The sequence below is a fragment of the Streptomyces sp. XH2 genome (assembly GCF_049725035.1).
Taxonomy (GTDB): domain Bacteria; phylum Actinomycetota; class Actinomycetes; order Streptomycetales; family Streptomycetaceae; genus Streptomyces; species Streptomyces roseoverticillatus.
Map to the genome: position 1 here is coordinate 141,433 of NZ_JBMMMZ010000010.1, position 12,780 is coordinate 154,212.

Here is a 12,780-nt window from a genome sequence, read left to right on the forward strand (position 1 = left end):
GTCAAGAGCCGTCACGCAGCCGGAATCGCTGCAGCTTGCCGGTGGGCGTACGGGGCAGGGCGGCCAGGAACTCGATCTCGCGAGGGCACTTGTAGGGAACGATCTCCTTTTTGGTGAACTCCCGCAGCGCCGCGGCGGTTTCCGGGGCCGGCGGCACGCCGTCCCGCAGGACCACGCAGGCGACGACGATCTCGCCGCGCCGCTCGTCGGGGCGCCCGACGACGGCCGCCTCCACGACGTCGGGGTGGCGCAGCAGGGCCTCCTCGACCTCGGGCCCGGCGATGTTGTGGCCGGCCGAGATGATCATGTCGTCGGCGCGGGCGACGTACCGGTAGTGGCCCGTGGTCTCGCGGACGTACGTGTCGCCGGTGAGGTTCCAGCCGTCGCGCACGTAGTCGCGCTGCCGCTCGTCGGCGAGGTAGCGGCAGCCGGTGGGGCCGCGCACGGCGAGCAGCCCGGGTTCGCCGTCCGGGAGGGGGCGGCCGTCGGGGCCGACGACGCGCGCCTCGTAGCCGGGGACGGGCAGGCCGGTGGTGCCGGGGCGGATCGCGTCGTCGGCGGCGGAGATGAAGATGTGCAGCATTTCGGTGGCGCCGATGCCGTTGATGGCGCGCAGCCCGGTGGCCCGGCGCCAGGCGTGCCAGAGGGCGGCGGGCAGGTGTTCGCCGGCGGAGACGCAGCGGCGCAGCGAGGAGAGGTCGTGCGCGCCGGGCCGTTCGTCCAGCAGCTCCAGCATGGAGCGGTAGGCGGTGGGGGCGGTGAAGAGCACGGAGACGCGGTGGCGCCGGATGTCGGCGAGGAGCCGTTCCGGTCCGTGCCAGTCGGTGAGGAGGGTGGCGGCGCCCGCGCGGAGGGGGAAGACGACGAGGCCGCCGAGGCCGAAGGTGAAGCCCAGCGGCGGGCTGCCGGCGAAGACGTCGTCGGGGCCGGGCCGCAGGACGTGGGCGGAGAAGGTGTCGGCTATGGCGAGCACGTCGCGGTGGAAGTGCATGCAGCCTTTGGGGCGGCCGGTGGTGCCGGAGGTGAAGGCGATGAGGGCGACGTCGTCCGCGGCGGTGTCGGCGGCCGCATACGATGGGGGTTTGTCCGCGGCCAGGTGCAGCAGGTCGCCGGGGGTGTCGCCGCCGTAGGGGGTGACGCGGAGGCCCCCTCCGGGCGCCTGGAGGCCGTCGAGGGAGCGGGCGTCGCACAGGGCGTGGCGGATGCGGGCGAGTTCGCAGATCGTGGCGAGTTCGTGCGGGCGCTGGGCGGCCAGGACGGTGACGGCCACGGCTCCGGCCTTCATCACGGCGAGCCAGCAGGCCGCGAGCCAGGGGCTGGTGGGGCCGCGCAGCAGGACGCGGTTGCCGGGGACGACGCCGAGGTCGTCGGTGAGGGTGCGGGCGATCCGGGCGACGTGCGCGGCGAGCTCCCCGTAGGTCCAGAGGCCGCCGTGGCCGTCGTGCACGGCGGGGCGGTCCGGTCCCAGGCGGGCGATGGTGGCATCGAGCAGCTCGGCGCCGCAGTTGAGGCGGTCCGGGTAGGCCGGGAGGACGCCGTTCCGCGGGCCGAGGAGGAGGTCGGGCCACTGGCCGGGGGGCGGGAGGTGGTCGCGCGGGAAGGTGTCGGCATGGACCGAGGGCTGAAGCTCCATCGCTGCCATCGCTGTGCGCCCCCTCGCGCCGTTGACATGGAGGTGAACGGGGGTCTTGCCAGCTGTACGGATCCGCTGTCAGCGTAGCGACTTGGTGACGGCAGTCAATACAGCGCGATATGCCGACCTCAGCGACCAGAAGGGGCCGCCCATGGTCACCCCGTTCGCCCTCGACCCGCAACAGCGCGCCTGGAGCCAGGAGTTGCGCACCCTCGCGGCGGAGCGGCTGCGCCCGCTCGCGGCCGCCGGAGAGCCGGGCCGCGTCGACCGGCCCCTCGTCGCCGCCCTCGGCGAACTCGGCCTGCTGGCCCGGCTCTTCCCCGCCGACGGGCCGGTGCGCGCCACGGACCTGTGCCTGCTGCGGGAGTCCCTCGCGCGCGAGTGCACGGAGGCCGAGACCGCGCTCGCCCTCCAGGGCCTCGGCGCGTACCCCGTCGTGCAGTCCGGCAGCGCACGGCAGCGCGCCCGGTGGATGCCGGAGGTCGTCGCGGGCCGGGCCGTGGCCGCGTTCGCGCTGAGCGAGCCGGCGGCCGGGTCCGACGCGGCCGCGCTGGAGCTGTGCGCCGAGCCGGACCCGTCGGGCGCCGGGGACGGCTGGCGCCTGACGGGCGAGAAGACGTGGATCTCCAACGCCCCCGAGGCCGACGTGTACACCGTCTTCGCCCGCACCGGGCAGGCGCCGGGCTCGCGCGGCGTCACGGCCTTCCTCGTGCCGGGCGACAGCGCGGGCCTGTCCGGCCGCCGCCTGGACATGCTCAGCCCGCACCCCATCGGCACGCTGACGTTCGACGGCGTGCCGGTCGGCGCCGGGGACGTGCTCGGCGTGCCGGGCGGCGGCTTCCGCGTCGCGATGCGCACGCTCGACCTCTTCCGGCCGAGCGTGGGCGCGTTCGCCGTCGGCATGGCGCGGGCCGCGCTCGCCGCCGCCGTCGCCCACGCCGGGGAGCGGCGGGCCTTCGGCGGCCCCCTGAAGGACCTGCAGGCCGTCTCCCACCAGCTCGCCGAGATGGCCACCCGGACGGAGGCGGCGGCGCTGCTGGTGTACGCGGCGGCCGCGGCGTACGACGCGGGCGAGCCGGGCATCGCGGCCCGCTCGGCCATGGCCAAGCTCTTCGCCACGGAGACCGCGCAGTACGTCGTGGACGCGGCCGTCCAGCTGCACGGCGCCCGCGCCCTGCGCCGGGGGCACCTGCTGGAACACCTGTACAGGGAGGTGCGCGCGCCACGGATCTACGAGGGCGCGAGCGAGGTCCAGCGCACGATCATCGCGAAGGAGCTGTACCGGTGAGTGCGGACGGCGAGCGGGGCGGGGAGGTGCGCCGGGTCAACCCGCCCGGGCTCGCGCCGCCGGCGGGCTTCTCGCACGCCGTCACCGTCACCGGCGGGCGGCTGGTGTTCCTGGCCGGCCAGACCGCGCTCGACACCGCGGGGCGCATCGTGCCGGGCGGCCTGCCCGAGCAGTTCGAGCGGGCGCTGGGCAACCTGCTCCACGCCCTGCGCGCCGCGGGCGGCGGGCCCGGGCACCTCGCGCGCGTCACCGTCTACGCCACGGACGTCGCCGGCTACCGGGAGCACGCGCGGGAACTGGGCCGCATCTGGCGGCGGCTGGCCGGGCGGGACTACCCGGCCATGGCCGTCGTCGGCGTGGTGCGGCTGTGGGACGAGGAGGCGCTGGTGGAGCTGGACGGGATCGCGATGCTGCCGTGACGCCGTGCGGCGGGCTGTCCGTCGGCGTTCCTGTGGAACCGGCCGGCCATGCCGCCGGACCCTGACGTCTGTGGCGTGGCGCCGTTGCGGCGGGATTCTTCTTGCCGCCGGCGCAGCGGCTGCTTGCGGACGTCGCAGCGGCCGGGCGCCGCGGGGCCGGTCGGCGCCGGGGTCAGAAGCCCGAGCACGTCGCCGTCGCGTCCGGGCCGGAGGCCGTGGCGGTCCACGGCCGTCTGTCGTTCACCGTCACCGAGCAGGACACCGTGCCGCCGCCCTTCCCGGTCGTGACCGCCAGCAGGCCGCCCTTGACGAAGTCCTTCGTCTCCAGCTCCTTGCGCCAGGGCAGGTCCCGGGGGCCCTCCTTCTGCGTGACGAGGGCCCCGCCCTGCCAGGTGGTGTACGCGATGGCCACGCCCTTCGCGCTGCCGGTCACCTCGTACCGCACCCGGACCGTCTTGTCGGTCTCCTCGGCGAGCCCGAGGACGAGCGCCGCGCACCCGCCGGCCAGCAGGAGCACCGCGGCGAGCAGCACCCACGGCCACTTGCGGCGCCCCTTGCGGACATGGGCAGGGGGCGGCACCCACTGGCCGTGCCCGGGGCCGCCGCCACCCGGATGCGGGGTACTCATGCGGCCAGCATGCCGCCGCCCCTGCGGGGCGGCGACCGGAGGCGGCCCGTACGGGCGGCGGCCCGCCTTCCTACAGCCGCGGGTCGACCGGCTCGGACTCCAGGGCGAGCACCCCGAAGACCGCCTCGTGCACCCGCCACAGCGGCTCGCCCTCCGCCAGCCGGTCCAGCGCCTCCAGGCCGAGCGCGTACTCGCGCAGGGCGAGCGAGCGCTTGTGGCCGAGGTGGCGTGCGCGCAGCCGGGACAGGTTGTCCGGGCGGGTGTACTCGGGGCCGTAGATGATCCGCAGGTACTCCCGGCCGCGGCACTTGACGCCCGGCTGGACCAGCCGCCCGCCCCCGGTCCGTACGAGCGCCTGCAGCGGCTTGACGACCATGCCCTCGCCGCCGGCGCCGGTCAGGTCCAGCCACCACTGCACGCCCGCGGCGACGGACGCCTCGTCCTCGGTGTCGACGACGAGCCTGCGGGTCGGGGCGAGCAGGCGGTTCATGTGGACCGGGATGTACGCGCAGAGGCCGTTGTTCGCCTCCGTGCCGTACATCTCCTCCTCGATCATCCGGTCGATCAGGGCGAGCTGCTGGTCGTGCGGGAGCGCGGCCAGGCTGCGGCCCTGCACCGCCAGGATCTGGAACGGTGCCATCCGGATGCCGTCGAGGCCGTCCGTGCCCTTGGAGCCGACCCGGCGCGGGGACTGCGTCTCCGCCTGCTCCCCCGGCCAGCCCTGCGCGCTGTCGCCGGTGGTCCAGCAGTAGCGCCGGTAGGCCTCCGTGAACGCCGCCGCGTCCGCGGCCCGCTCGCGCTGGCGGTCCAGCAGCCCGGACACGTCCACGCCGCGCTCCGCCGCCGACTCCAGCGCGGCGAGCGCCGGCGGGAAGACGGCGCCGGACGCGGCGCCCACGGCCGCGTACTGGTGGCGCAGCAGCCCCTGCGCCTTGAGCGACCAGGGCATGAGCTCGGCGTCGAGCAGCAGCCAGTCGGTCTCCAGCTCCTCCCACAGCCCGGCCGAACCGGCCGTCCTGCTCAGCCGCCGCAGGACGCGCTCGGTCATCGCGGGGTCGTCGAAGAACGGCCGGCCGGTGCGGGTGTACAGCGCGCCGCTGACCCCGCCGGTCGCGCCGAAGCGCTCCCGCGCCACGTCCGCGTCACGGCACACGAGGGCCACGGCCCGCGAGCCCATGTGCTTCTCCTCGCACACCACCTGCCGCACCCCGTCGGCGCGGTAGGCGGCGAAGGCCTCCGCCGGGTGCTCCAGGTAGCCCTCCTCCTGGGAGGTCGCGCACGGCGCCATGGTCGGCGGGAGGTAGGGCAGCAGCCGCGGGTCGACGGCGAAGCGGCTCATGACCTCCAGCGCCGCCGCGGCGTTCTCCTCCTTCACGGCGACCCGGCCCATGTGCCGGGTCTCGACGACGCGGCGGCCGGTGACGTCGGCCAGGTCGAGCGGGCGGCCGTCCTCCCCGCCGGGCGCGTCGCTCGCCAGCGGGCGGGCCGGCTCGTACCAGACCCGCTCGGCCGGTACGTCCACCAGCTCGCGCTCGGGCCAGCGCAGCGCGGTCATCTTCCCGCCGAAGACGGCGCCGGTGTCCAGGCAGATGGTGTTGTTCAGCCAGGTGGCCGACGGGTTGGGGGTGTGGCCGTAGACCACGGCGGCGCGGCCGCGGTAGTCCTCGGCCCACGGGTAGCGCACGGGCAGGCCGAACTCGTCGGTCTCGCCCGTGGTGTCCCCGTACAGCGCGTGCGAGCGCACGCGGCCCGAGGTGCGGCCGTGGTACTTCTCCGGCAGGCCGGCGTGGCAGACCACCAGCTTGCCCCCGTCGAGGACGTAGTGGCTGACGAGCCCGTCGACGAACTCCCGCACCCGCTCGCGGAAGGCGGGGTCCTCGGCGTCCACCCGCTCCAGCTGCTCGATCGTCTCGGCCAGGCCGTGGGTGTGCTGCACCTTCTTGCCGTGCAGCCAGCGGCCGAGCTTGTTCTCGTGGTTGCCCGGCACGCACAGGGCGTTGCCGGAGGCGACCATGCCCATGACGCGGCGCAGCACGCCCGGGCTGTCGGGGCCGCGGTCGACGAGGTCGCCGACGAAGACGGCCGTGCGGCCCTCGGGGTGGACGCCGTCGGTGTAGCCGAGCCGGGTGAGCAGGGTCTCCAGCTCGGAGCTGCAGCCGTGGATGTCGCCGATGATGTCGAAGGGCCCGGTGAGGTGCCGGAGGTCGTTGTAGCGGCGCTCCAGGACGACCTCGGCCGCCTCGGCCTCCTCGACGCTGCGCAGCACGTGCACCTTGCGGAAGCCCTCGCGCTCCAGGCCGCGCAGCGAGCGGCGCAGCTCGCGGCGGTGGCGCTGGATGACGTGGCGGGGCAGGCCGGCCCGGTCGGCGCGGCCGGCGTTGCGCGCGGCGCACACCTCCTCGGGCAGGTCGAGGACGATCGCGATGGGCAGCACGTCGTGCTCCCGGGCGACGCGGACCAGCTGCCGGCGTGCCTCCGGCTGGACGTTGGTCGCGTCGACGACGGTGAGGCGGCCGGCAGCGAGGCGCTTGCCCGCGATGTAGTGCAGGACGTCGAAGGCGTCGCCGCTGGCGCTCTGGTCGTTCTCGTCGTCGGCGACGAGGCCGCGGCAGAAGTCCGAGGAGATCACCTCGGTGGGCTTGAAGTGCTTGCGGGCGAAGGTGGACTTGCCGGAGCCGGTCGCGCCGATCAGGACCACGAGGGAGAGGTCGGTGACGGCGAGGGTGCGCTTCGCCCGTGCCGCGGCGGCTGTTGCTGTGGTGGTCATGCGGCCTTCTCCTGCTCCGGCTCTTTCTCTGTACGGGTGAAGACACCCAGCTGGGTGGGCGGCCCGACCTCCGGGTCGTCCGTCCCCACGGGCGCGAAGGCGACCTCGTAGCCGTAGCGCTCCGCGACCTGCGCCGCCCACGTGCGGAACTCCTCGCGCGTCCACTCGAAGCGGTGGTCGGCGTGGCGCACGTGCCCGGCGGGCAGGGTCTCCCAGCGCACGTTGTACTCGGCGTTCGGGGTGGTGACGACGACCGTCGCGGGGCGGGCCGCGCCGAACACCGCGTGCTCCAGCGCGGGCAGCCGCGGCAGGTCGAGGTGCTCGATCACCTCGCTGAGCACGGCCGCGTCATAGCCGGCGAGCCTGCGGTCGGTGTACGCGAGCGAGCCCTGGAACAGCGTGACCCGCGCCGCCTGCCGCTCGCTCATCCGGTCCGGACGCAGCCGCCGCGCGGCCTCCTTCAGGGCGCGCGTCGACACGTCCACGCCGGCCACCTCGGTGAACCGCGGGTCCTTGAGGAGCTCTCCCACGAGCTGGCCCTGCCCGCAGCCGAGGTCGAGGACGCGCGCGGCACCGGCGGCGCGCAGGGCGTCGAGGATCGCCGCGCGGCGCTGCACGGCCAGCGGCACGGGCCGCTCCTCGGTGTCCGTCTCCTCGTCGACGGCGTTGTCGAGCGCCTCGGCCTCGGTGTCGTCGGCCTCCGCAAGGCGGGCGAGGGCCAGCCGTTCCAGGGCGTCGCGGGTCAGCGACCAGCGGCGGCCCAGGTAGCGGCCGGCGATCAGGCGCTGCTCGGGGTGGTCCTCCAGCCAGCCCTCGCCGGCCCGCAGCAGCTTCTCGACCTCGTCGGGCGCCACCCAGTAGTGCTTGCTGTCGTCGAGGACCGGCAGGAGCACGTAGAGGTGGCGCAGGGCGTCCGCGAGCCGCTGCTCGCCCTCCAGCACGAGGCGCACGTAGCGCGAGTCGCCCCACTGCGGGAACTTCTCGTCCAGCGCCACCGGCTCGGCGGCCACCGTCCAGCCGAGCGGCGCGAACAGCCGCTCCACCAGCGCCGCGCCGCCGCGGGCGGGCAGCACCGGCACCTCGACGCGCAGCGGGCGCGCGACCCCCGGCAGCTCCGGCCGGGCGTTGCACTGGCCCTTCAGCGCGGTGGAGAAGACGCTGCCGATGGCGACGGCGAGCAGCGAGGACGCCGCGTACGGGCGGTCGTTGACGTACTGGGCGAGAGCCGAGTCGGGCGCCCCGCCGCGGCCCTTGCCCTTCGCCCGCCGCACCAGCGCGACCGGATCGATCTCCAGCAGGAGCGCGGCGGTGCAGCGCTCCGCACCGGCCTCGGGGTAGAGGACGTGCGCGGTGCCGTGGGAAGTCGAAAAACGCTGCGCCTTGTCAGGATGCTTGTGCAGCAGGAATCCGAGATCGGTCGCGGGGGATCCGGGCGTGCCGGTGGTGGATATCGTCAGGAACACGCGGTCGAGTATCGCCCGGAGCGTCCATATTCGACCAACTCTTTTCGCCGGCGGCCGGCCTTCCCTACCCCAGGAGGCCGTTTCCTCCCAGGAGGCCGTTCAGGAGGGCACGGGTGAGGACCGCGATGGTGAACCCACAGGTGATCTCCCCTTCCGCCACCATCCCCGAGACCTCCGGCCAGGGGCGGGTGACGATCCGCCGGATGCCTTCGGAGGTCTCCGGCACGCCGAACCCGCCGATACGGGCGGCGAACAGCTCGACGTGGTCACCGAGGAGGCCGCTGTCGGGATGCAGCCGGCCCAGGGGAATCCATTCGGTGGCTTCCGCTCCGATTTCCTCCGCGAGTTCCCGGGCGGCGCTTTCCGCGCCGGTGGCGCCCGGTGCGCCCATGCCGCGGGGCACTTCCCAGTGCCAGGAGCGGGTGGCGTGGCGGTAGTGCTCGACGAGGACGACATCGCCCGTGGCGGTGAGGGGGAGGACGACGGCACCGGGGCTCGCGTCCGTGGAGAGCATGCGGATGTAGAGCCCGAGGGCGCCGCCGGGGAACCGGACGGCGTCCCGTACGAGGGTGACGAAGCGGTCGGCGTAGACGACGCCGACGGGGGGCGGGTCGTCGGCGGGGGGCGCACCCTCCTCCGGCGCTCCGGCCGCCGGCGCGCCGTGCGCCGCGCGCCGGGCCTCCTCGACCTCGGCCGGGTCGAGGAGGATGTCGATCCCGCCCGGGGCGTTGCCGAACAGCTCGGGGCGGGTGGCGCGCAGCCGGTCGTACGGGGTGGCCGCGGTCTCGTCTGGCATCGGCTCAGCACTCCGGGATGTCGTCTCAGTACTCCGGGATGTCGTCCTGCACGGTGGCGGAGCCGGTGGCGGCCGGGGCGCCGCCCTCCTCCCGGTACCCGGGCAGCCTGCGCACCATGCCGTGGAACCTTTCCCACTCCCGGGTGCTGTCGAACCGGACCGCGGCCAGCTCCCGCGCGAACTTCTGCTCGCGCCGCCCCTCCACCCGGTTGCGGAGCACCAGTTGCACGGAGCCGCCGTACTTGGCCGAGATCCCGCCGAGGCTGCCGGCCACGCTCCAGGACTCGTCGCCGGTGATCGCCGTGAAGACGGCACCGCCGACAGTGACGACGACCTCGATGACGGGCAGCCACCTATTGGCCCCGGCCCGCCGGTCGCCGCGGGCATCGGCGAGGCGGACGATCTCGGAGTTGAGCCGGACGTAGCGGTCGAAGACGGGACCCACCCGCTCCTGGAAGGCCGCCGGGTCGGATGTCAGCGCGTCGAAGGCACGGATGTACGCGTTCCAGGCGTCGCTCTGACGCAGGCTGCAGATGTCCTCCAGGGCGAGCGCGTCGACGGCGGAGGGGGTCAGGGCGAGCCGGTCCTGGACCGTGGAGAACGCCTGGCGCTGCAGGAACAGCAGCAGCTGCTCGGGGTCGGTGACCGTACCGGCCGCGGTCGTGCGGACGTCCCGCCACTCCTGGAGGGCGACCCGCCGCAGGCTGCCGGCCGGGGTGAGCGGGTACATGCCGAGGGCGTCGGCGAGGTTCACGCTGTAGATGAGGTCGAGGAGCTGTTTGATCTCCGCGGCGAACGGCTTGGTCCCGTCGTAGCGGCCTTCGGAGACGGGAGTGCCCGGCACCGTCACGAACTTCTCGTAGAGCAGGTTGCGCGTGACGAGGTCGCCGCGGACGCTGTGCTCGTTGCTCCACCGGACCACCTCGCCGATCCGCACCGCGAACGCCCCGTACCGCGGCTCCGGGACCCCGACCTGGCGGGCGAGGAGGGGAATGTCCTTCGCGGTGAGCGCCTGCACCCGCGCGGCGAACGCGTTGAACAGCGCGGACCGGGTGGCGTCCCGGTTCTCCCGGTCCTCCCAGGAGAACCGGACGCACTTCACGCGCTCCCCGGCGGGCATCCCTTCGAGGGTCTCCTGCCAGGCCGTGAACGCCCGCGCGTCGTAGTCCAGGCCGGGGCGCGGCGGCTCGGCGGGGTCGCGCTCGTTGAGCAGGTAGGGCACCAGGGCCTCCTGCGCCAGCAGCTTCTGATGCGCCCGGCGGGCCGCGCCGCCCTCCAGGAGGTCGCGGCTCACGGCCGCGTTGTTGTAGAAGAACACCCGGTTGGCCACCACCTGCCGGGTGTTGATCAGGCTGCGGAAGTACTCGGCGCGCACCTCCTTGTCCCGCGCGCTCCCGATGTCCTGGAGCGACTTCCCGCGCGCGACCATGTCCCTGGTCAGCTCCGCCGTCACCCACTGGTTGTCCAGGGACTGCGCGATCACCGCGCCCGGCGCGAGGTCCGCCGGTCTCACCCTGACTGCCGCCTCGGTGGATTGCTGGGCCATCCCTCCACACCCCCGGTCGTCGTTCCCCGGTGACGCTGTGTTCACGTCCGCATCCACGCTAACCGTGAACCGGTGGCCCGCACTCGCTGTTGCATCAACTTGCCTCGTATGCATGGGTGTTAGCGGCCAGGCCGCCCGCCCTCCGCCTGCCGAACGCGCCGGGCAAAGGGGACCCGTCTATACAGGCCCCGCGCCGAGCGCCCGGGACAGGGCCGCGATGTCGTCCGGGCCCACGCGGCAGCAGCCGCCCACGAGGCGGGCGCCCGCCGCGCGCCACGCGGTGACGCGGTCGGGGGTGAAGGTCGGCTCGCCCGTCCAGGAGCGGGCGGCGGCATCCCACTCCTCGCCGCTGTTGGGGTAGACCACGACGGGCTTACGAGCCGCCTCCGCGGCCGTCCGGACCGCCGCGTCGGCGTCGGCGGGGGTGCAGCAGTTCACCCCCACGGCGACGACCTGGTCGTTCCCCGCGGCCAGGGCGAAGGCCTCGCGCAGCGGCTGTCCCGCGCGGGTGCGCCCGCCCGCCACGCTGTACGAGAGCCATACGGGCACGCCGCAGCCCGCCACGGCCCGCAGCAGCGCCTCCGCCTCGGCCGCGTCCGGCACGGTCTCCAGCGCGAGGACGTCCGGCTCCGCTTCCACCAGCGCCTCGATCCGCGGCCGGTGGAAGCGCTCCAGCTCCGTCGCGCTCAGCCCGTACCGGCCGCGGTACTCGCTGCCGTCGGCCAGGAAGGCCCCGTACGGGCCGACGGACGCGGCGACCCACACGTCCTTCCCCGGGGCTTCCTTCTCCGCGGCGCTGCGGGCCAGCTCCACGCTGCGCCGCAGCAGCTCCGCCGCCTGCGCCCGGCCCAGACCGCGGCGGGCGAAGCCCTCGAACGTGGCCTGGTAGCTGGAGGTGATGAGGACCTGCGCGCCCGCCCGTACGTACGCGGCGTGCGCCTGCTCGATCTGCCCGGGGTCGTCGGCGAGCAGCCGGGCCGACCACAGCGCGTCGGACAGATCGCAGCCCTGGGCCGCCAGCTGGTTGGACAGCCCGCCGTCGAGGACGAGCGGACCGCGCGCCAGCGCGGCGGCGAAGGGGACGGTGGGGGCGGGCGTCACAGGGGTGCTCCTCGGTGGGGACGGCTGCCGGGACCGGAAGCCGGATGCGGGCCGCTGTCAGGCCAGCTGGGACTGGACCTCTGAGGCGATCAGCTCCAGGTGGTCGAGGTCGTCCAGGTCCAGGATCTGGAAGTAGATCCGGGACGAGCCGACGGCCGCGTACCGGCCGATCTTGTCGACCACCTCGGCCGGGGAGCCGGCCAGGCCGTTCTCCTTGAGCTCGGCCACCTCGCGCCCGATGACCGCCGCCCGCCGCGCGACCTCCGCGTCGTCCTTGCCGACACAGGCGACGAGCACGTTGGAGTACACGAGGTCGTCGCCCTTGCGGCCGGCCTCCTCCGCGGCCGCCCGCACCCGGCCGAACTGCCGCTCGCTGTCCTCGACCGAGGCGAACGGGATGTTGAACTCGTCCGCGTACTTCGCGGCGAGGCGCGGCGTGCGCTTCGCGCCGTGCCCGCCGATGAGCACGGGCAGCTTCTGCTGCGCGGGCTTGGGCAGCGCCGGGCTGTCGGTGAGCCGGTAGTACGTGCCGTCGAAGTCGAAGGTCTTGCCCGTCTCCGTCTCCCACAGGCCCGTCACGATGGCGAGCTGCTCCTCCAGCCGCCCGAACTTCTCCTTCGGGAAGGGGATGCCGTAGGCCTTGTGCTCCTCCTCGAACCAGCCCGCGCCCAGGCCCAGCTCGATCCGCCCGCCGGACATCTGGTCCACCTGCGCCACCTGGATGGCCAGCACGCCGGGCAGCCGGAACGTGCCCGCGGTCATCAGGGTGCCGAGCCGGATGCGGCGCGTCTCACGGGCGAGGCCCGCGAGGGTGATCCAGGCGTCGGTCGGCCCGGGCAGGCCGTCCGCGGAGCCCATGGCCAGGTAGTGGTCGGAGCGGAAGAAGGCGTCGAAGCCGAGGTCCTCGGTGGCCTTGGCGACCGTCAGCAGCGTGTCGTAGCTGGCCCCTTGCTGGGGCTCGGTGAAGATTCGCAGATCCATGCCTCCATCCTGCACTGCCGAACAGGCGTCAACCGACTGCGCCCTGCGGCGGTACACCCGCCCCGGTCGGGTGAAATTCCGCCGCCCCCGCCGGGCGGGTGAGCTCCGGCCAGTGTCCGCCGCGGCCGGTGGTCGTTGGCTCGGGCGGAGCCGGACCG

Annotated in this window: 10 protein-coding genes; 2 read left to right on the top strand and 8 right to left on the bottom strand. The window is 74.4% G+C overall.

What is annotated here, in order from left to right; translation table 11 throughout:
* Position 1 precedes the first annotated feature (1 nt).
* Positions 2 to 1,633 (bottom strand): AMP-binding protein, encoded by a 1,632-nt coding sequence (locus tag ACOTKD_RS21415; protein ID WP_424890768.1) that lies wholly within the window; start codon positions 1,631 to 1,633, stop codon positions 2 to 4.
* 151 nt (positions 1,634 to 1,784) lie between these two features.
* Between ACOTKD_RS21415 and ACOTKD_RS21420 the strand changes: the two genes are divergently transcribed.
* Entirely contained in the window at positions 1,785 to 2,921 is a 1,137-nt protein-coding gene (locus ACOTKD_RS21420; protein ID WP_424890601.1) for an acyl-CoA dehydrogenase family protein, read from the top strand.
* Positions 2,918 to 3,340, top strand: a complete 423-nt coding sequence (locus ACOTKD_RS21425; RefSeq protein WP_424890602.1) for a RidA family protein — start codon at positions 2,918 to 2,920, stop codon at positions 3,338 to 3,340. The genes ACOTKD_RS21420 and ACOTKD_RS21425 overlap by 4 nt, the downstream gene beginning before the upstream one ends.
* 172 nt (positions 3,341 to 3,512) lie before the next feature.
* Here ACOTKD_RS21425 and ACOTKD_RS21430 read toward each other — a convergent pair whose 3' ends face one another.
* The 7 genes from ACOTKD_RS21430 to ACOTKD_RS21460 form a co-directional block, all read right to left on the bottom strand.
* Positions 3,513 to 3,968 carry a hypothetical protein gene (locus ACOTKD_RS21430; RefSeq protein ID WP_424890603.1) on the bottom strand — a complete coding sequence of 152 codons (456 nt, stop codon included), beginning with the start codon at positions 3,966 to 3,968 and terminating at the stop codon, positions 3,513 to 3,515.
* Between the two features lie 70 nt (positions 3,969 to 4,038).
* Complete coding sequence (locus ACOTKD_RS21435) at positions 4,039 to 6,735, bottom strand: polynucleotide kinase-phosphatase (protein ID WP_424890604.1); 2,697 nt, start codon at positions 6,733 to 6,735, stop codon at positions 4,039 to 4,041.
* Positions 6,732 to 8,198, bottom strand: coding sequence for a 3' terminal RNA ribose 2'-O-methyltransferase Hen1 (locus ACOTKD_RS21440; protein WP_424890605.1), 1,467 nt, complete (start codon positions 8,196 to 8,198; stop codon positions 6,732 to 6,734). The genes ACOTKD_RS21435 and ACOTKD_RS21440 overlap by 4 nt, the downstream gene beginning before the upstream one ends.
* Positions 8,199 to 8,262: 64 nt before the next feature.
* On the bottom strand, positions 8,263 to 8,994 hold the full coding sequence (locus tag ACOTKD_RS21445) for an NUDIX hydrolase (protein WP_424890606.1): 732 nt from the start codon (positions 8,992 to 8,994) through the stop codon (positions 8,263 to 8,265).
* A 25-nt stretch (positions 8,995 to 9,019) separates the two neighbouring features.
* The gene (locus ACOTKD_RS21450) at positions 9,020 to 10,540 is read right to left on the bottom strand and encodes a hypothetical protein (protein ID WP_424890607.1); all 1,521 of its coding nucleotides are present in this window, start codon (positions 10,538 to 10,540) and stop codon (positions 9,020 to 9,022) included.
* Positions 10,541 to 10,717: 177 nt separating this feature from the next.
* Positions 10,718 to 11,641, bottom strand: coding sequence for a homocysteine S-methyltransferase (gene mmuM, locus ACOTKD_RS21455; protein ID WP_424890608.1), 924 nt, complete (start codon positions 11,639 to 11,641; stop codon positions 10,718 to 10,720).
* 57 nt (positions 11,642 to 11,698) lie between these two features.
* Positions 11,699 to 12,622: an LLM class F420-dependent oxidoreductase gene (locus ACOTKD_RS21460; RefSeq protein WP_424890609.1), complete on the bottom strand. Its 924-nt coding sequence runs from the start codon at positions 12,620 to 12,622 to the stop codon at positions 11,699 to 11,701.
* Positions 12,623 to 12,780 lie beyond the last annotated feature (158 nt).

Coding starts and splice junctions, on each gene's coding strand:
- ACOTKD_RS21415 (WP_424890768.1), bottom strand. CDS start 1,633: ATGGAGCTTCAGCCCTCGGTCCATGCCGACACCTTCCCGCGCGACCAC.
- ACOTKD_RS21420 (WP_424890601.1), top strand. CDS start 1,785: ATGGTCACCCCGTTCGCCCTCGACCCGCAACAGCGCGCCTGGAGCCAG.
- ACOTKD_RS21430 (WP_424890603.1), bottom strand. CDS start 3,968: ATGAGTACCCCGCATCCGGGTGGCGGCGGCCCCGGGCACGGCCAGTGG.
- ACOTKD_RS21435 (WP_424890604.1), bottom strand. CDS start 6,735: ATGACCACCACAGCAACAGCCGCCGCGGCACGGGCGAAGCGCACCCTC.
- ACOTKD_RS21445 (WP_424890606.1), bottom strand. CDS start 8,994: ATGCCAGACGAGACCGCGGCCACCCCGTACGACCGGCTGCGCGCCACC.
- ACOTKD_RS21450 (WP_424890607.1), bottom strand. CDS start 10,540: ATGGCCCAGCAATCCACCGAGGCGGCAGTCAGGGTGAGACCGGCGGAC.
- ACOTKD_RS21460 (WP_424890609.1), bottom strand. CDS start 12,622: ATGGATCTGCGAATCTTCACCGAGCCCCAGCAAGGGGCCAGCTACGAC.